Annotated in this window: 19 protein-coding genes, 1 riboswitch and 1 other annotated feature; of the genes, 14 read left to right on the top strand and 5 right to left on the bottom strand. The window is 40.2% G+C overall.

Annotated elements, in window-relative coordinates:
• The first annotated feature begins 313 nt into the window (after positions 1-313).
• The 7 genes from apf to HUK45_RS05040 all read left to right on the top strand — a co-directional run bounded on the left by apf (position 314) and on the right by HUK45_RS05040 (position 6934).
• Entirely contained in the window at positions 314-967 is a 654-nt protein-coding gene (gene apf / locus HUK45_RS05070) for an aggregation-promoting factor (protein WP_191911381.1), read from the top strand.
• Between the two features lie 476 nt (positions 968-1443).
• On the top strand, positions 1444-2241 hold the full coding sequence (sufC, locus tag HUK45_RS05065) for a Fe-S cluster assembly ATPase SufC (protein ID WP_191911380.1): 798 nt from the start codon (positions 1444-1446) through the stop codon (positions 2239-2241).
• A gap of 13 nt (positions 2242-2254) precedes the next feature.
• Positions 2255-3523, top strand: a complete 1269-nt coding sequence (gene sufD / locus HUK45_RS05060; RefSeq protein WP_191911379.1) for a Fe-S cluster assembly protein SufD — start codon at positions 2255-2257, stop codon at positions 3521-3523.
• On the top strand, positions 3516-4751 hold the full coding sequence (locus tag HUK45_RS05055; protein WP_191911378.1) for an aminotransferase class V-fold PLP-dependent enzyme: 1236 nt from the start codon (positions 3516-3518) through the stop codon (positions 4749-4751). The genes sufD and HUK45_RS05055 overlap by 8 nt, the downstream gene beginning before the upstream one ends.
• Positions 4738-5193 (top strand): Fe-S cluster assembly sulfur transfer protein SufU, encoded by a 456-nt coding sequence (gene sufU / locus HUK45_RS05050; RefSeq protein ID WP_191911377.1) that lies wholly within the window; start codon positions 4738-4740, stop codon positions 5191-5193. Before HUK45_RS05055 ends, sufU begins: the two co-directional genes overlap by 14 nt.
• Before the next feature lie 2 nt (positions 5194-5195).
• A complete protein-coding gene (sufB, locus tag HUK45_RS05045; protein ID WP_191911376.1) occupies positions 5196-6599 on the top strand; it encodes a Fe-S cluster assembly protein SufB in 1404 nt (467 codons plus the stop codon).
• 11 nt (positions 6600-6610) lie between these two features.
• Entirely contained in the window at positions 6611-6934 is a 324-nt protein-coding gene (locus HUK45_RS05040) for a metal-sulfur cluster assembly factor (RefSeq protein WP_191911375.1), read from the top strand.
• A gap of 116 nt (positions 6935-7050) precedes the next feature.
• On the opposite strand, the gene HUK45_RS05035 is transcribed toward HUK45_RS05040, so the two are convergent.
• Entirely contained in the window at positions 7051-7899 is an 849-nt protein-coding gene (locus HUK45_RS05035) for an aldo/keto reductase (protein WP_191911374.1), read from the bottom strand.
• A gap of 284 nt (positions 7900-8183) precedes the next feature.
• Between HUK45_RS05035 and HUK45_RS05030 the strand changes: the two genes are divergently transcribed.
• Positions 8184-8615 (top strand): Hsp20/alpha crystallin family protein, encoded by a 432-nt coding sequence (locus tag HUK45_RS05030; RefSeq protein WP_191911373.1) that lies wholly within the window; start codon positions 8184-8186, stop codon positions 8613-8615.
• A 64-nt stretch (positions 8616-8679) separates the two neighbouring features.
• Here HUK45_RS05030 and HUK45_RS05025 read toward each other — a convergent pair whose 3' ends face one another.
• The 3 genes from HUK45_RS05025 to HUK45_RS05015 form a co-directional block, all read right to left on the bottom strand.
• A complete protein-coding gene (locus HUK45_RS05025; RefSeq protein ID WP_191911372.1) occupies positions 8680-9198 on the bottom strand; it encodes an HdeD family acid-resistance protein in 519 nt (172 codons plus the stop codon).
• 146 nt (positions 9199-9344) lie between these two features.
• The gene (locus tag HUK45_RS05020; protein ID WP_164476887.1) at positions 9345-9512 is read right to left on the bottom strand and encodes a hypothetical protein; all 168 of its coding nucleotides are present in this window, start codon (positions 9510-9512) and stop codon (positions 9345-9347) included.
• 37 nt (positions 9513-9549) lie between these two features.
• Entirely contained in the window at positions 9550-10074 is a 525-nt protein-coding gene (locus tag HUK45_RS05015; RefSeq protein ID WP_191911371.1) for a VanZ family protein, read from the bottom strand.
• A gap of 157 nt (positions 10075-10231) precedes the next feature.
• On the opposite strand from HUK45_RS05015, the gene HUK45_RS05010 reads away from it, so the two are divergent.
• Positions 10232-11566: an amino acid permease gene (locus HUK45_RS05010; RefSeq protein WP_191911392.1), complete on the top strand. Its 1335-nt coding sequence runs from the start codon at positions 10232-10234 to the stop codon at positions 11564-11566.
• Positions 11567-11646: 80 nt separating this feature from the next.
• On the opposite strand, the gene HUK45_RS05005 is transcribed toward HUK45_RS05010, so the two are convergent.
• Complete coding sequence (locus HUK45_RS05005; RefSeq protein ID WP_191911370.1) at positions 11647-12102, bottom strand: Fur family transcriptional regulator; 456 nt, start codon at positions 12100-12102, stop codon at positions 11647-11649.
• Between the two features lie 119 nt (positions 12103-12221).
• Between HUK45_RS05005 and HUK45_RS05000 the strand changes: the two genes are divergently transcribed.
• The 5 genes from HUK45_RS05000 (at position 12222) to HUK45_RS04980 (ending at position 18694) form a co-directional block, all read left to right on the top strand.
• Positions 12222-13661 carry an MFS transporter gene (locus HUK45_RS05000; RefSeq protein ID WP_191911369.1) on the top strand — a complete coding sequence of 480 codons (1440 nt, stop codon included), beginning with the start codon at positions 12222-12224 and terminating at the stop codon, positions 13659-13661.
• 44 nt (positions 13662-13705) lie between these two features.
• Entirely contained in the window at positions 13706-14242 is a 537-nt protein-coding gene (locus tag HUK45_RS04995; protein WP_191911368.1) for a DNA-3-methyladenine glycosylase I, read from the top strand.
• Positions 14243-14286: 44 nt separating this feature from the next.
• Positions 14287-14393, top strand: a riboswitch (SMK box riboswitch).
• Positions 14391-15578, top strand: coding sequence for a methionine adenosyltransferase (gene metK / locus HUK45_RS04990; protein ID WP_191911367.1), 1188 nt, complete (start codon positions 14391-14393; stop codon positions 15576-15578). (Overlaps the previous riboswitch by 3 nt.)
• A gap of 43 nt (positions 15579-15621) precedes the next feature.
• Positions 15622-15836: a binding site (T-box leader), on the top strand.
• Positions 15837-15906: 70 nt separating this feature from the next.
• The gene (gene leuS, locus HUK45_RS04985; protein ID WP_191911366.1) at positions 15907-18327 is read left to right on the top strand and encodes a leucine--tRNA ligase; all 2421 of its coding nucleotides are present in this window, start codon (positions 15907-15909) and stop codon (positions 18325-18327) included.
• Between the two features lie 103 nt (positions 18328-18430).
• Positions 18431-18694: a type II toxin-antitoxin system HicB family antitoxin gene (locus HUK45_RS04980; protein ID WP_191911365.1), complete on the top strand. Its 264-nt coding sequence runs from the start codon at positions 18431-18433 to the stop codon at positions 18692-18694.
• Positions 18695-18721: the final 27 nt, after the last annotated feature.

The raw sequence follows: 18721 nt of genomic DNA, 5'->3' as shown, positions 1-18721 counted from the left end.
TAAATTAAAAATTGGTAAAATAATAGAACATTTGGTTGATTTCCAAATTAGCGAAGGAAAAATTTAGGACAACCGAAGAACCTTGGTATATCAGTAAATGACTCTTTTCGTAAAATGAATATATAAGAAAAAGATGCATATTTGTTACAAAAAATTACAAAAATAGCGGAATTTGAAAAATCGTGGTAACCCATCCGTAACGCTGAACCTGTATAGTATATAACCGTTGATGATATCTAAAACATCAATTTCCAAAACAATTAACATCATATTACTTACAAACTTACAAGAGAAAAGGATGGATTGATTTTTTATGAAGTTATCTAAGAAAGCAGCTAAGATTACAGCAGCCATTGCCGGTGCCGTTGCTTTAGGTACTGTAGCTACTGCAACCACCGCTAGCGCCGACAGTATTTACACTGTTCAATCAGGCGACACCCTTTCTGGGATTTCTTACAAATTAGGTCATGATTTAACTTTCGTTGATACTTTGGCCTCAAACAACAACATTGCTAACAAGAACTTGATCTACGTTGGTCAAAAGTTAGTAATTAAGGATGACGGTGAAGTTGCACCTGCTACTCAACAACAAGTTGAAACTTTGCCATCAGCAAATACCACAACTCAAAACAACCAAACTAGTTCTGCAGCTACTACTAACAACTCAGCTGCACAAACCGCAACTGCAACAACTTCAGCAAGCAATGCTGCAAGTTACAGTAATTACACATCAAGCGTAGCCGGTAACGATGCTGCCGCAAAGGCATGGATTGCTGCCCGTGAATCAGGTGGTAACTACGGTGCCCAAAACGGTCAATACATTGGTAAGTACCAATTATCCGCATCATACCTTAACGGTGACTACTCCGCCGCAAACCAAGAACGAGTAGCCGACCAATACGTAGCTAGCCGTTACGGTTCCTGGAGTGCCGCACAATCATTCTGGCAATCACACGGTTGGTACTAAAATAGATAGAGCGCGAGCCAGTTAAGAGCTTGCGGAAAGATAACAATTTCCCCTGCCGAGGGCGACTTGCGCCTAAGCAGGGGTTTGTTATCTCTAGCAAGCTCCTGGCGAGCGCATTTCGACTATGCTGCCGAGAAACAATTTCTCCCGACTGGGTGCTGAAAGCACCTGGGAGGGAGTTTGTTGTCTTTAAGGGCTTTCCTGCGAACGCATTTCGGCTATGTTGCCGAGAAATATCTTGAGTGAATTTAGGGTGAACGCGTTTCGGCTATGGTGCTGAGAAACCAATCTTAACCATATAACATTCAAAAAGCTAATTAGTGTACATCACTAGTTAGCTTTTTTCGATCTTACTGAGTTTAATTACGATAACCAAACTTCTTTTTCTCAATCTAATTATTCATCCCCAAGAGAAACTGGTAAAATAGGTAATTGACATCATGATATTGTGTTTTATTAGGGAGTGAACACTAAATATGGCTATTTTACAGATAAAAGATCTTCACGTTGCGGTTGAAGACGAAGAAACTCATCAACAAAAGGAAATCCTTAAGGGTGTTAACCTTAAAATGCAAACCGGAGAAATTCATGCAATTATGGGACCAAATGGGACTGGAAAATCAACTTTATCCCAGACGATTATGGGACAACCCAATTATCATGTTACACAAGGTGACATTTTATTAAATGGCGAGAGTATCCTTGAGATGCCCGTTGATGAGCGTGCACGAAAAGGATTATTTTTAGCAATGCAGTATCCAGCTGAAATTCAAGGAGTAACCAATGCCGAATTCTTGCGAGCAGCCATGAATGCACGGCGACCAAAGGATAACCAAATTTCAATTATGGATTTTCTCCAAGAACTTGACCAAAAACTTGCACTGCTAGATATGAAAGAGTCGATGACGGAACGTTACCTTAACGAAGGCTTTTCTGGTGGTGAAAAGAAGCGAAACGAAATTCTTCAATTATTAATGATTAAACCAAGCTTTGCGATTTTAGACGAAATTGATTCAGGACTGGATATCGATGCCTTGAAAGTTGTTTCTCGAGGAGTTAATTCCATGCGGGGTGCTAATTTCGGTTCGTTAATCATTACCCACTATCAGCGACTACTAAACTATATTGTTCCCGACACAGTTCATGTAATGATGGGTGGACGAATTGTTAAAGATGGGGGCCCTGAGTTAGCGAAAAAACTAGAAGCTGAGGGGTATGCCGGATTGCGTGATGAACTTGGCTTAAAAGTTGACTTAGTTGACGAAGATAAGTAGGGGTACTAACATTATGAAATTTAGTTATTCACACCTTAAATCCCAACTTCAGCAATATGTAACGAATCAGGAGCCAGAAGAGTTGGCTAAATTGCGCCAAAGGGCATTTCAGTATGTAACGACTGCACAGTTGCCCAAAGTAACCAAATTTAATTTTCAAGATTGGCCACTCATCTCCGCACAGTCAGCGCCTCTTCATTTTCCTGAAGCGGTTGAACGGCTAACGGATTCTGAGCAAGTTATAGTAGAAGCAAGTTCACAGAAAGTGATAGTTGTGCTCCCAAATTCACTGAAAAAACAGGGGCTTATTATTAGCGAGCTGGGTTCGATAATCAAGAAGCATCCTCAAATGCTAACCAAGTACTTGGCAAAGGTAATTCAACCAGACGAGAACCTTCTTGCGGCTTACCATACTGCATTTATTAATCAAGGCCTTTTCATATACGTTCCTCGTAATGTTGAATTGAAAAAGCCACTTCACTTGACGGTTAACTTTGATCAGGCTGTTAAAGGGACAATTAATTTTCATTTATTGATTGTTGCTGGGGAAAATAGTCGTTTCCAAATCATTGATCACTTAGTTTCCTCCCGTCAGCAAGATAACCCGTTAACCAATTTTGTGGAAATTATGGCTGAGGAAAATAGCGAAGTCCACTTTTCCTCACTTGATCACCTAGCACAACGAAGTCCCAGTTATTATCAATATCGTGCAGCAATAAAGAACTATGCTAAAGTTGACTGGGCAATTGGCCTAATGAATGAATGCAACACTGTCGGTGGAATTGATTCAGAATTAATTGGTGAAGAAGCACATGCTAACTCACAACTGATTGCCCTAACCACAAATGACCAACAGCTTGGGATTAATAATCGGGTTACTAACCGCAGTCCTCATTCACGGGGATTAATTAATCAACGCGGGGTCGCCCTTGATAATTCACGACTGATTTTCAACGGAATTGGTCAAATTATTCACGGAGCGCATGGCTCTGAAGCTGAACAACAAAACCGCTTATTGATGATGTCACCACATGCAACGGGTGATGCGAATCCAATTTTGTTGATTGATGAAAATGACGTTGAAGCGGGCCATGCAGCGAGTGTCGGCAAGATTAATCAGGATCAGCTTTACTACCTATTAAGTCGGGGGATCCCCCTGCACCAAGCACAACGAATGGTAATCCGGGGATTTTTGAGTGCGGTAATTACAGCGGTTCCTGATAAAAACGTCCGCCAAGAAATGGTTGATATTTTGGAAAGGAAGTTAATGGAAAATGCCTAATTGGGAACTTGTCCGTCAAGATTTTTCTGAATTACACCAAAATATGAACGGTGAACGGCTTGCCTATCTTGATAATGCGGCGACAAGCTTAAAACCGACGTCCGTTATTGACCGGTTAGTCAGCTTTTATCAACGAGAAAATGCTAATGTCCACCGGGGAACATACCAGCTATCATTCAAGGCAACTGCAGAATATGAGAACGCTCGTAAAATCGTTCAACGCTTCATTAATGCTAAAAGTTCCCGTGAGATAATCTTTACCCGGGGAACGACCGAAAGTATTAATTTGATTGCTAGCACTTATGGTGAGCAGAATATTGAGTCAGGGGATGAAATCGTAATTTCGCTTGCGGAACATCACAGCAATTTGATCCCTTGGCAGCAGTTAGCGATCAGAAAAAAGGCGGTCTTAAAATACATTAATTTAACCCCAACCGGTGAAATTGATTTGGCCGATGCCAAACAAAAGATTACCGCTAAAACGAAAATTGTTGCAGTGGCCCACATTGGTAATGTTCTCGGTAATGTTAGTCCAATCAGAGAACTAGCAGGGGTTGCTCACCAGAACGGGGCTATTATTGTTGTTGACGGTGCCCAAGCAGCCTGTCATGTTCCGATAGATGTGCAAAAGTTAGCAGCTGACTTCTATGCTTTTTCGGGACATAAGATGTTGGGACCAACGGGAATTGGTGTTTTATATGGAAACCAACAGCTCCTTGAACAAATGCCACCTTACCAGTTTGGTGGTGAAATGATCACGGATGTTCAACTTGATAATAGTCAGTGGGATCAGATCCCGTATAAATTTGAAGCAGGGACTCCTAATATTGCGGGAGCAGTAGGATTAGCAACGGCAATTAAGTATTTAGAACAGGTCGGGATGACGCAAATAAGGATACGGGATACGAAATTAATGGCTTATTTAGTACCTAAATTAATTGCGATTCCTGGAGTGAAAGTTTACGGTTCACAGAATCCTCAGCAGCACGTTGGGGTTGTTTCGTTCAATCTCGGTACTCTTCACCCTCATGACGTTGCAACGGCATTAGACATGGAAGGAGTAGCCGTTCGTGCGGGCCACCATTGTGCTGAACCACTTGTTCATTCACTGGGGACCAATGCGACCGTTCGCGCTAGTTTGGCGTTTTACAATAATCAAGCTGACTGTGACCAGTTAATTAATGCAATCAAAGAAACAAAGGAGTTCTTTAAGGGTGAGCTTAGATAAATTAAATCAATTATACCGGGCAGTAATTTTAGAACATGCAGCTAATCCTCATCATCATTATGCTGTGGCTAACGCTACTAATGAAAAGACGCTTCACAATACAACTTGTGGCGACACAATTAACTTAAGTCTTCATCTGGATGCAGATAACAGAATAACTGATATTGGCTTTACCGGTCAGGGATGCACGATTAGTCAGGCCTCAGCTAGTATGCTAACTGATGTAATGATGGGTAAAACAGTGGAAGAGGCACTAACGATTGCTAAAATCTTTTCTGATGAAGCAATTGGCGAAAAACACTCTGGAGAAGAATTGAACAAGTTAGGGGATGCTCGTGTACTAACCCAAATTATGGAGTTTCCTACCCGGATCAAGTGTGCAACTTTAGCTTGGTGGGCCCTGCAAGAAGCTCTGCTCAAGAATGCAAAAGGAGACAAGTAATCGTGACAGATGTAAATAATGTCCTCGGTAATCAAGACTATCAATATGGATTTCATGATGATGTGAAGCCACTTTATTCAACGGGACGCGGATTAACTGAGGCAACGGTTCGTAAAATTTCGGCAGAAAAGCATGAGCCGCAATGGATGTTGGATTATCGGTTAGAGTCATTTCATATTTATCAAAAAATGGCGCTACCTAAGTTCGGTCCAGATCTATCAGGCTTGGACTTAGAGAACATGTTATATTACCAGGAAATGACCGATAAGAAGTACCGAGACTGGAATGATGTTCCTGAAGAGCTAAAACGTACTTTTGATCGTCTGGGGGTGCCAGAAGCAGAACGAAAATACCTCGCTGGTTCAGCTGCTCAGTATGAGTCAGAAGTTGTTTACCACAACATGAAGCAACAATTTGCCAAACAGGGGATCGTTTTCACTGATACTGACACTGCCTTACAAAAGTATCCAGACCTATTCAAGAAGTGGTTCGGAAAGTTAGTTAAACCAGCTGATAATAAATTTGCTGCGCTGAACGGTGCCGTATGGTCCGGTGGATCCTTTATTTATGTTCCTAAGGGTGTTAAGGTCAAAACGCCAATTCAGGCTTATTTCCGGTTAAATGCGGAGAATACTGGACAGTTTGAACGAACGTTAATTATTGTTGATGAAGGTGCTAGTGTTGATTACGTTGAAGGGTGTACTGCACCAAATTATTCGTCCGATAGTTTGCATGCTGCAGTAGTTGAAGTGAATGTTTTAAAAGATGCTTATTGTCGCTACACGACGATCCAAAACTGGTCAAAGAATGTTTATAGTTTGGAGACGAAGCGGGCAGCTGCAGCCGAAAACGCCACGATGGAATGGGTTGATGGAAACCTCGGTTCTAAAGTTACAATGAAGTACCCAAGTGTCTACTTAAATGGTCGTGGTGCTCGGGGAACAATGCTTTCAATTGCAGTAGCCAGTGATCATATTCATCAGGACTCAGGAGCACGGATGATCCACAATGCCCCGAACACCTCTAGTTCAATCGTTTCCAAGTCGATTGCCCGAACGGGTGGTTCAACGGATTATCGAGGAAATATCCGCTTTACCGAAAAAGCTAACGGTTCAAAAGCTCATGTGGAATGTGACACGATTATTATGGATGACCAGTCATCATCAGATACAATTCCGATTAACGAAATTAATAACTCGGATGTTACGATGGAGCATGAGGCGAAGGTTTCAAAAATTTCTGAAGAAAAGCTCTATTATTTAATGAGTCGGGGAATTAGTGAACGGAAAGCGACGGAAATGATTATCATGGGCTTTGTAGAACCCTTTACGAAGAAACTGCCGATGGAGTACGCAGTAGAACTAAATCGTTTAATTAGTTTTGAAATGGAAGGTTCGATTGGCTAAGGTGGATTATCATGTTAGATAAAGAGAAATTAAGTCCTATTGAACAAGAGGTCCTTAAAAAATTGCAAACCGTGATTGATCCGGAATTGGGGATTGATTTAGTCAATCTGGGCCTTATCTACGGCATTGAGGTTAATGATCAACAATGTAAAATTACGATGACCTTAACAACGATGGGGTGTCCGATCAGTGATTTGCTTTATAAAATGATTAAGGAGGCTGTTCTCCAAGTAGCAGAGATTACCAAATGTGAGATTAACCTTGTCTGGGAGCCAACTTGGACTCCAGAAAAAATGAGCCGTTTTGCACGAATAGCATTAGGTGTTCGGTATTAAGGGTAAAGGAGAATTAACCTGGTTCGAAGATAGCTTTTGAATTTTAAAAACAACCTAAGATTAGTTCAGAGCGAACTAATCTTAGGTTGTTTGCTTTTATCTAGATTTGAGACTATCTAAATTGTTGCTAAGGGTTCTTTAGTTTTGGGTTTTGGAAAGGCCTTTGCGAGTGCTTCAAGTTCATCGGTAGAGAAACTAATATTTAATGCTTCAACATTTTCTCTTGCATGGACGGGACTAGCTGCCTTGGGAATTGCTAGGGTATGTTGATCACGAATTACCCAGGCTAACATTATTTGGTAGACAGTTGCTTGATGATTAGCGGCCAATTCTTTTAGTAAGGGATTGGTTGTTAAATTGCCGCTTAATCGATCTCCCTGAGAAAGTGGGGAATAAGCGATTAGTGGTAAGTTATTAGCCCGCATGAGCGGAAGAAGATCATATTCAATTCCCCGTTGATCAAGGTTATACAGATCTTCATTAGCAACGCATTCTCGACCATGAGGAAGTGCCCATAATTCTTCCAAATCAGCAACATCAAAATTTGAAACGCCCCAGTGACGAATCTTTCCCTTAATTTGCATCTTAACTAGTTCATCTACCGTTTCTGCAAGGGGAATTCCGCCTCGCCAGTGAAGTAGGTAAAGATCAAAATAATCAGTTTGCATTAGCTTAAGACTCCGATCAAGGCTTTTTTCCAATCGTTGATGACCAGCATTCTGGGGCAGTACCTTATCGATGAGATAAAGCTTTGACCGGTCAAATGATTTAATTGCCTCACTGGTAAGCTTTTCCGCCCGTCCTTGACCATACATTTCGGCAGTATCAATTACGGTTGCTCCTGCATCAATTGCTACTTGAATTGCTTTTACCTCTTCAGCATGTTTGGCTGGCTTTTCACCAATATTCCACGTACCAATACCAACCGCTGGTACGGTTGTTTGGCCTAACCGTACTGTATCCATCAAATCCCTCCTTAAATTAACTACGATTTGATCCTACCATGCTTCTTTAATAAATACATCTAATTAATATATGATTATAAATTCATATGTCAAAATAAAAGCAGGTCTTTCTTGGATTAATGGTAACAGCCTGTTGAGGACTATTACCAAGGCATTGGTCAAGAAAGGTGCAACCATTTTTAGCACTCTTTAATCTTAAGTGCTAACAGCGGTTGCACTTTACCTAATGGTGGTTAAGATAAGAAGTGTAATCAAGATCAAGTTAACGGAAAGGAAGCTTTATTATGGCTAACGATTTAACACGTCGGAATAACTTTTTGGATAACATGATGAATATGCGGAACTTAATGAATGATGATTTCTTCTCTGACTTTACGCCAGTTGAAGATCATATGAAGACTGACATTGAAGAAAATGACAAGCAATATCAAGTAAAGATAGATATGCCAGGCTTTGACAAGAAAGATATTCACATTAGTTACGCGAATAATATTTTAACCATTACAGGTCATCGTGATACGGTTGATGATGAGGCTGATAAGAACGGTCATATTCTTCATAGCGAACGGCGCTATGGTCAAATGAGTCGCCAATACCGCTTGCCAGATGTTGAACGAAAGAATATTACCGCTCATTACGAAAACGGTGTTCTTTCACTTGCCTTACCAAAGAAGCAAGCTGAAAGCGATGATGATACTCGGATCGAGATTGACTAGCTAATAGTTAAAGGTAAAAAAGAGGATCCTAGCATTCAAAGCAGAATGCTAGGATCCTTTTCATTTAGTTGAAAGCTTGAACAATTTTTAGAACACCGAAGATAATTAGGAAAACAGAAATAATCCAAACAACCGTTAAGGCAGAAACAACAGGACTAAAGAGGAGGATTGCTCCTAGAATAACCCCTAGAATGCTAAAGATAATGGTTAACCAGTAGTAACCACCACTGACACCCTTGAAAAGACGACCAACGGAAAATTCCATAATGGAATCCAAAATAAACCAGATAGCAAAAATAATTGCAATGTATAACGTGCCGAAGCCAGGATGGAAGACAAAGATGATTCCTAAGACGATGTTCAATATACCAAGAACTACAATCCAGCCAGTGCCCTCACCGAGTGAACGAAGAAAGCGCCGCCGAATTGTTAGTTCGAAGATCCCATCAAAAAGGAAGACAACTCCAATAATAACAGACAATAAATGTAAGGTTTTATCTGGTCGGGAAAACGAAAGAAATCCTCCAAGAATAAAAAGAATTCCAATAAGTAAACTAAACCAGTCGAAGCCGATGCGAAACATTATTCATAGCGCATAGCTCCTTTCTCTGATAAGTTAATCATACCGCAAAAAAAGAAATAATGGTTGTAGTATATGTTGCCTCCAGAATGTTTGGAAGCAGAAAGAAAACCGATGAAAGATATAGGTGCTTCATCGGTCTCTAGTTTTTAAATATGTTCCTTGATACCATTCTTAAAATCCTTGTCGATCTCCTTAAGAATTGGTAGAAGGTAGTTGATATATTCATGATATGCTTCGATTGGCTTCATGTCCTTGCCATTAGCCTGAACTAAAGCAATAGCAATATCATGAGCCCTTTGTTCGTTTGAAATCATTATAATCACCTCATCAGTAATAGTTTACCAAACTTTTCTATAATAGGAAAAAGGGATGGATTATTTTATCAATAAATCCTCGATCAAGTAATTTTAGTCCATAAAAGCCAACTATTCCGCCAATGGTGTTGGTAATAATATCATCAATATCCGCTACTCGACCAATGTGGAAAAGAAAGTCACAGACAAATTGATTTCCCTCAATAAAGAAACTAAACAAAAAGCTGAGAGTAAGAATAGTGATAAACGAACTTTTGCGGTTGACCAGATATAATAAAATACCTAGCGGGATCGTCATGATAATATTTAATAACCATTCTAAATCTAACTGTTGAAAGGGAAGAAGATTGTATGGTACTCCGTGAAAATAGCGTAAATTACGGTTAGCAGAAATAAAACTAAAGGTAACTGGAGTCAGGCAAAGACGAAGGATGATAACAAAATAACATAGAAAAGCAAAAATTGTTAATCGCTTACTAAACTGCTGATAACGCGAAGAGGCATTAATTGCTAAAACAAGTGCAATAACAAAATAACCACAAAATGGAAACCAGTGTAACAAATTCATTCCCTCCTTTCATGAAAAAGGTATACAATAAAATTTCAGATAAACTATTTACCATTATCAAATAAAACAATCTAAAAAGCGATAGTTTATTAGTGGTTTTTTACGAGAAATTAAATTTAAGGAGAATTGAACCATATTGGCACAAAATAAAATGAAGCGTAGCCTAAAAAGTCGCCATATTCAACTAATGGCACTTGGTGGCACCATCGGGACTGGACTATTTTTAGGATCAGGTCAAGCAATTCACTCTGCAGGTCCTGCAATATTATTAGCTTATATTATTACCGGAATTATCTGTTTTTGGATTATGCGGGCACTTGGTGAACTCCTAATGTCAGATCTTAATTACCGTTCATTTGTTGATGCAATTCGTGTTTACCTTGGCCCACGAGTAAGCTTTATTACGGGCTGGGCGTATTGGGCCTGTTGGATCGCATTAGCCATGGCAGAAATCACTGCAATTGGGATGTATTTTCAGCTATGGCTTCCTCACGTTCCTCAGTGGATACCGGGGTTATTAACATTAATTGTCCTTTTATGCATTAATTTAATTACTGTTAGTGCATTTGGTGAATTACAATTCTGGTTTGCATTAATTAAAATTTTGGCGATTGCGTTGCTGGTCCTTGTTGGGGTTGGCATGATGCTAGTTAGCTTTAAGAGTACTAGTGGTTATGTTGCTTCACCAGAGAATTTATTCAATAATGGTGGTTTCTTTGCCGCTGGCGCCAAGGGGTTCATCCTTTCGTTTCAAATGGTAGTTTTTGCCTTTGTTGGAATTGAAATGGTTGGGATGACGGCAGCTGAAGCAGAAAATCCACGTCACGTTATTCCCCGGGCAATAAATGCAATTCCTTTTCAAATCTTGCTATTTTATGTTGCCGCACTGGCGGTAATTATGTGTATCTATCCTTGGGATCGCTTAGCACCGTCAAAGAGTCCTTTCGTAATGGTTTTTAATGACATTGGCTTACGGGGGGCAGCCAGTTTAATTAACTTTGTCGTTGTTACGGCTGCAGCATCTGCATGCAATAGTTCACTCTATACCACGGGGCGGATGCTTGCGGAGTTAACATCAACATCACACCGGCCAGGAATTAGGTTAGTTAGCAAATTATCGCGAAATTCTGTCCCAGCACTAGCAGTTATTATTTCTGCTGGTGTAATTGCTATTGCTGCGGTCTTAAATTTGATAATGCCTGGTGGAGTTTTTACGGTCATCTCGAGCATTGCCACGACGAGCTTTCTCTTTATCTGGGCAACAATAATTGTGACCCATTTAAGGTACCTTCAATCTAATCCTCCAGAACGGTCTTTTAAGGTTCCTGGGGCACCGTATACTGATTACCTAGTATTAACCTTTTTAGCCTTTGTTTTAGTTGTTTTGTGCCTTGATAAACAAACGCTAGGGGCATTGATCTTTACTTTGATTTGGTTTGCAATTTTAGCGGTTGCGTCACTATCTCAGCCACGAAAACAAAAATAGAGTGTAATTCAACAAGGAAACTTATTCCGATAAGGTCCCTGTTGAGCTACACTCTTTTCTTTTGGTAGTAACTATTCTTTTTATCTATTCAAATGTAATTTTCTTTGGCAATTAGGACAAATACCATGGACCTCAATATTATTGCCAGTGACGAGATAACCAGTTTTTTCTCTAGTCATGGCAGCTAGATCCTTACTAATTTCTGTAAAGTGAGGGTCAAACACGTCAGTAATTTGCCCACAATTATCACAAATAACGTGGTAGTGAGGATGACCAAAGTAGTCATAATGAGTGCTGCCATCACCGTTCTTCAATTCGATGATGAGGTTATAATCGACGAAAAGTTTTAACGTATTATAAACCGTTGCCATACTAATGTTGTCAACACTATCCTTTAAATCCTCATAGATCATTTCCACGCTTGGATGAGTATGGTGCGAAATTAAGTAGTTTAGAATCGTTTTTCGTTGAGGAGTAACTCTAACGTGATTTTCCCTAAGTTGTTCAATTGCTCGATCAAATTCTGCTTCAGCCAATTTACTCACCTCACTAGTTTAAGAGCATTAATTTACGTTAAGTATAACATTTACAATTGTGATTTTAAACTTTATAATACAATTTGATTATTAATAATAATTCTAAAGAAGGGGATTTTATGAGAGAGTCAATTGATCAAAATGGCCGACCATATAGCCGGTTCTGGTTTATTTTTACATTATTAATTGGAACTTTTACGATGTCGATTAGTCAATCATCCTTGTCGACAGCTTATCCAACGTTAATGAGAGCTTTTGGAATTTCTGCCTCGACAGTGCAGTGGCTAACAACAGGTTTCATGCTGGTCATGTGTGTCAGTATGCCAATTAGTCCGTGGATGCTGAATAATCTTAATTTTAAGACCATGTTTATTGGTGCATTAGCCCTGTTTGATATTGGTTCATTGATGATTATTTTGACCCCTGCTAGTTGGGGAGTATCTGGTTTCTGGTTTATGATGATCGGTCGGGCAATGGAAGCCTTTGCTGTGGGTGTTCTGTTTCCGTCGTATCAATCAGTCCTTCTTGAGATAACACCGCGAGAGGCTCGGGGAACGACAATGGGAATTGCTGGCTTAGTAATGGGTTCGGCATTAGCTTGTGGCCCAATTGTTTCCGGAATAATTCTCAAATTCTTTACTTGGAAGAGTCTGTTTATTTTCTTTATGATCATCATTACTGTGATCATTATTATGGCTGGCTCAGGACTTATCCGTGACGTTATGCAGAGACATGAAAGCAGCCTTGACTGGCTTTCGGTTTTCTTGTCTATTGGTTTGATTGGTGTAATGTACGTAATTAACCAAATTGGTAAAACGAAGATTAACTGGACAATTAGTGGCACAATCTTGCTTGTAAGTATTTTAGCTATTATTTGGTTCTGTATTCGGCAATTAAAGCTCCAGAATCCACTATTGGAACTTCGGGTAATGAAAACCCTTAATTACGATTTAGCGATTTTACTAACTTCAATCTCTTACATTGCCCTGATTGTGACGACGATTATTTTTCCGCTGTATTACCAAGGAGTGCTTAAAGTTAGTCCATTCGTTTCAGGAATGTCGCTTGTCCCTGGAGCTGCTTTACTAAGTATTCTTAACCCACTGACAGGAAAGCTAGCCGACAAAATTGGCTTTAAACCGACAATGCTTGTGGGGATGGCAATGATTGTTGCTGGCTGGTTTGCCGGTCTCTTCTTGATTAACCAAATGAGTTTATGGATTATGATCCTTTGTGCGATGGTTATTGAAGGAGGAAATGCTTTTGTGATGATGCCTGCCGTTACCTTAGGAGCTAATTCTCTACCTAATGAACTGGTTCCTCATGGGACGGCCGTTATTACAACAGTACGGCAAGTCCTTGGTTCTACCGGAGTTGCTGTATCAACAATCATTTTAACAACTGTAACTAGTCATAATCTTAGCCGCGGAATGGGAAATCTCAGTGCGGCCCTTAGTGGTTACCATTATGTCTTCTTAACAATGTTAGCCGTTGAAATTGTTGGTCTCCTTTTGGCTCTTGCTTTAAAGAATACCGTTAAAAAAGATGCAAAAGCTTAATTATCTCGTTTTGAATATATAGAAAGACTTAATGAGGTGATCAAATGGCAACGAGAAGACCACTATGGGCAGAAACATCTGAATTAATGCGTGATTATTATGATACGAAGTGGGGGTTCCCTGAACATGATGATCGTGAACTATTTAAGATGCTGACATTAGAGTTATTTCAATCTGGGTTATCATGGTCAACAATTTGGAAGCGAGAGGCTGCTTTTGAAAGGACATTTGCTGGTTTTGATGCAGCTAAGGTTGCGGCATTTGACCAGAACGACTTTGAGCGATTAATGAACGATTCAACAATCATTCGCAATCGGCGTAAAATCATGGCAACGATCAACAATGCTAAGGTAATTCAAGAATTATTAGCAGATGGTGAAACGCTAAATAACTATGTGTGGTCATTTGTTAACTTTAAGCCTCAGCGGTTACAATTAAACGGAAAACGGTTACCATCACAAACAATTGAATCAAGAAAAATGGCTAAAAAAATGAAAATGGATGGCTTTCAATTTGTTGGGCCAACGACAGCTTATTCATTTATGACCGCTGTTGGGATGGTTAATGCTCGTGAAGATTAGTTAATTTATGTTTGAATATGGTCAACAAATTATGCTAAGATGGTTCTCGTTATAAAGCAAATTCCCGATAGGATTCACATTACTGTGAAGATGCCTTGTAACCACTGAATGTTTCAATTGCAACTTGCATATGGGGGAATTAATACACATGGTAGAAAAACATTTATTTACTTCAGAATCTGTTTCTGAGGGGCATCCTGATAAGATTGCTGATCAAATTAGTGATGCTATTTTAGACGCAATGCTTGAACAAGATCCTGATTCACGGGTCGCTGTTGAGACTTCTGTTACGACCGGCCTTGTATTGGTTTTTGGTGAAGTTTCAACTAAGGCATACGTTAATATTCAAAAGGTTGTTCGTGATACAATTCGGCGGATTGGCTATACAGATGGTAAGTATGGCTTTGATGCCGATAACTGTGCAGTAATTACTGCAATCGATGAGCAATCACCGGATATTGCCCAAGGGGTTGACGATTCTCTGGAAACTCGTGAAGGGGATGCTGATCCGCTTGATCAAACTGGTGCCGGTGACCAAGGATTAATGTTTGGTTACGCAACTGATGAGACACCAGAATACATGCCGTTAACTTTGATGCTTAGTCATAAGTTAATGCAACGGATTGCTAAGCTTCGTAAAGATAATACGATTTCTTACCTTCGTCCAGATGCTAAGGCTGAAGTCACTGTTGAATATGACGAAAACGATAAGCCTTTGCGGGTTGATACTGTTGTGTTAAGTACACAACACGATCCAGAAGTTTCACTTGATCAAATTAAGAAGGATGTTATGGAGCAAGTCATTAAGGCTGTTATTCCTGCAGAATATCTTGATGATCAAACTAAGTACTTCATTAACCCAACTGGTCGTTTTGTTATCGGTGGTCCTCAAGGGGATGCCGGGCTAACCGGGCGAAAGATCATTGTCGATACCTATGGTGGCGCTGCTCATCATGGTGGTGGTGCTTTCTCCGGTAAGGATGCTACCAAGGTTGACCGGTCAGCTAGTTATGCTGCGCGCTATATTGCTAAGAATTTAGTAGCTGCTGGCTATGCAAAGAAGCTTGAAATTCAAGTTGCCTACGCTATTGGGGTCGCTGAGCCAGTATCAATTTCAATTGATACTTATGGTACTGGTACCCGGAGTGAAGCGGACTTAATTGCTGCTGTACGTAAGGTATTTGATCTTCGTCCTGCGGGAATTATTAAGATGCTTAATCTTAAGCGCCCAATTTATGAACCTACTGCAGCTTATGGTCATTTTGGCCGAACTGATGTTGAGCTACCATGGGAACAACTGGATAAGGTTGAAGAATTAAAGAAGGTTCTTGGCTAGTTTGATGCTTGCATTTACGAATGCTGGTTGTTAGAATATCATTAAATATTTGATCGAATTGGAAATAGTAATTGTTAGTTAATTCTTCAGAGATCGTGTGGTGCTGGAAACACGAGGATTACTAACAATGAACTCGTCCAAAAGGATTATTACTGAAATGTAGTAGGTAATAACGTCTGCCGCGTTATGGCGTGAAGTGTTATGGTTATTTTAACCATGGAAATTCGGGTGGTACCGCGGAGTAAATTCGTCTCGTAGAATAGTTTTCTACGGGGCTTTTTTATTACGATCAAACAGAAGGATTATGTAAATAAAAGGAGAGAAAGATATGGCTTACGATCACACTGCCATTGAAAATAAGTGGCAACGATTCTGGAAAAAGAATGAGACATTTAAGGCTAACCTAAACAAGGATCAAAATAAATACTATGCCTTGGACATGTTCCCTTACCCATCTGGACAGGGACTTCACGTTGGTCATCCAGAAGGTTATACTGCGACTGATGTGATGTCACGAATGAAGCGGATGCAAGGATACAATGTTTTACATCCAATGGGGTGGGACGCTTTTGGTCTTCCCGCAGAGCAATACGCATTGAAGACCGGTCATAACCCCAAGAGTTTTACTAATCAAAACATTGATCATTTTCGTAGCCAAATCCAATCACTTGGTTTTTCATATGATTGGGATCGGGAAGTTAATACGACTGATCCAGAATACTACAAGTGGACTCAATGGATTTTTGAACAACTCTATAAGAAGGGCTTAGCTTACGAAAGCGAGATCATGGTTAACTGGGCACCTGACTTTATGGGTGGAACAGTTGTTGCTAACGAAGAAGTTGAAGATGGTAAAACTAAGCGTGGCGGCTACCCAGTTTACCGAAAGCCAATGAAGCAATGGGTTTTGAAGATTACTGCCTATGCAGATCGCTTAATTGATGATCTTGACCTTGTTGATTGGCCAGAAAGCGTTAAGGAAATGCAACGTAACTGGATTGGTCGTTCAGAGGGTGCTTCCGTTTACTTCCCAGTTGCGGGAGATGAAGATACTAAGATTGAAGTCTTTACTACTCGTGCAGATACATTATTTGGTGCATCTTACGTTGTTCTTGCTCCTGAACAAGAGCTAGTTGACCAGTTAACTACTCCTGAAAATAAGGAAGCAGTTAAGAAGTACCAAGAAGAAGCTTCCCGGCGTTCTGATCTTGAACGGACTGATCTGAATAAGGATAAAACGGGGGTATTCACTGGTTCATACGTTATTAACCCGGTTAATGGTGAAAAGTTACCAATTTGGATTAGTGACTATGTCTTAGCATCATATGGTACAGGTGCTGTAATGGCAGTTCCATCTGGTGATCAACGTGACTATGACTTTGCTAAGAAGTTTGATTTACCAATTAAGCCAATTATGGAAGGGGCTGATCTTTCAGAAGGTGCCTTTGACGGGGATGGCAAGCACATTAATTCTGGTTTCTTGGATGGCTTGAATATTGCAGATGCCAAGAAAAAGATGATTGAATGGCTTGATGAACATAATGCTGGTCACAAGAAGGTCAATTACCGTCTTCGGGATTGGATCTTTAGTCGGCAACGTTACTGGGGTGAACCTATTCCAGTAATTCACTGGGATGATGGTCGGACCACCTTAGTTCCAGAAGATGAATTACCATTGAAACTACCTGACACTGATAACATTGAACCATCTGGTACTGGTGAAAGTCCATTGGCTAACGTTAAGGATTGGGTCAATGTTTATGATGATCAAGGTCGACATGGGTTACGAGAAACAAATACAATGCCACAATGGGCTGGTTCATCATGGTACTGGCTCCGGTATACTGATCCACACAACAGTAAGGAATTTGCCTCAAAAGAAGCGTTAGATTACTGGTCTCCAGTAGACCTGTATGTCGGTGGGGCGGAACACGCTGTTCTTCACCTTCTTTATGCACGGTTCTGGCATAAGGTCTTATACGACTTGGGTCTTGTACCAACTAAGGAACCATTTATGAAGTTGGTTAATCAAGGAATGATCCTGGGAGCTAACCATGAAAAGATGTCCAAGTCTAAAGGGAATGTCGTTAATCCAGATGATATTGTTGAAAAATATGGTGCGGATACCCTTCGCCTTTACGAAATGTTTATGGGACCATTAACTGAATCCGTTCCGTGGGATGAAGAAGGGCTTCATGGCTCATACAAGTGGATTCAACGGGTATGGCGCTTATTGATGGATGAAAATAACCACCTTCGTGATCGGGTTTCTAACTTTAATGATGGTAAGCTGACCAAGGTTTATAACCAGACCGTTAAAAAGGTTACTGAAGACTACGAACGGATGCACTTAAATACGGCTATTTCTCAATTAATGGTCTTCGTTAATGAAGCGTTTAAGGCTGATGATCTTCCTGTCGAATACATGGAAGGATTTATTAAGATGATTTCACCAGTGGTACCGCACGTTGCTGAAGAATTGTGGAGTCATTTTAACGTTAGTGATACAATCGCCTATCAACCATGGCCAACATATGATCCCAAGGCATTAGAAGAAGACGAAGTTGAGATGATTATTCAAGTTAACGGGAAGCTTCGTTCAAAGATTAAGATGGCAAAGAATATTGATCGCGAAGAAGCACAAAAGTTAGCTCTTGCTGATGAACATGTTCAAAAGTTTACGGATGGCAAGGACGTTAAGAAGGTCATTGTTGTTCCAAACAAGATCGTAAATATCGTTGTTAAGTAGAAAATGATAAGGAATGAGACCGGAAAGTTAACTTTCCGGTCTCATCTTTTTCGTTCGTGGTAAAATATTGGTTGTTTCAAAAAAGAAAAAGCGAGGAATCAAAATGGAAATTGTTAGTTATCCGGCAATTTTTCAGCAAAAGAATAATCAGATCGAAGTTGATTTTCCGGATCTGCCCGAAGCGTTTACTCAGGGAAAGGATATGGCAACAGCGATGGAGTTCGCTAAGTTAGGATTAGCCATTACACTAAATGATAAGTTAGGCCATTTTGAAAAGGCACCACGAGTTAGTGATTTAGCTGAGGTGCAAGCAGCGCATCCAGAGGCCGTGGTAAAAATGGTAACGGTTGATTTGGAACAGTATTAGCAAAGATTTCCTAAAATAATTTGCGAC

It is taken from the genome of Limosilactobacillus urinaemulieris (assembly GCF_014838745.1).
In the GTDB taxonomy this organism is placed as follows: Bacteria; Bacillota; Bacilli; order Lactobacillales; family Lactobacillaceae; genus Limosilactobacillus; species Limosilactobacillus urinaemulieris.
The sequence above is the reverse complement of the archived record's forward strand: the minus strand, read 5'-3'. Positions and strand labels throughout refer to the sequence as shown.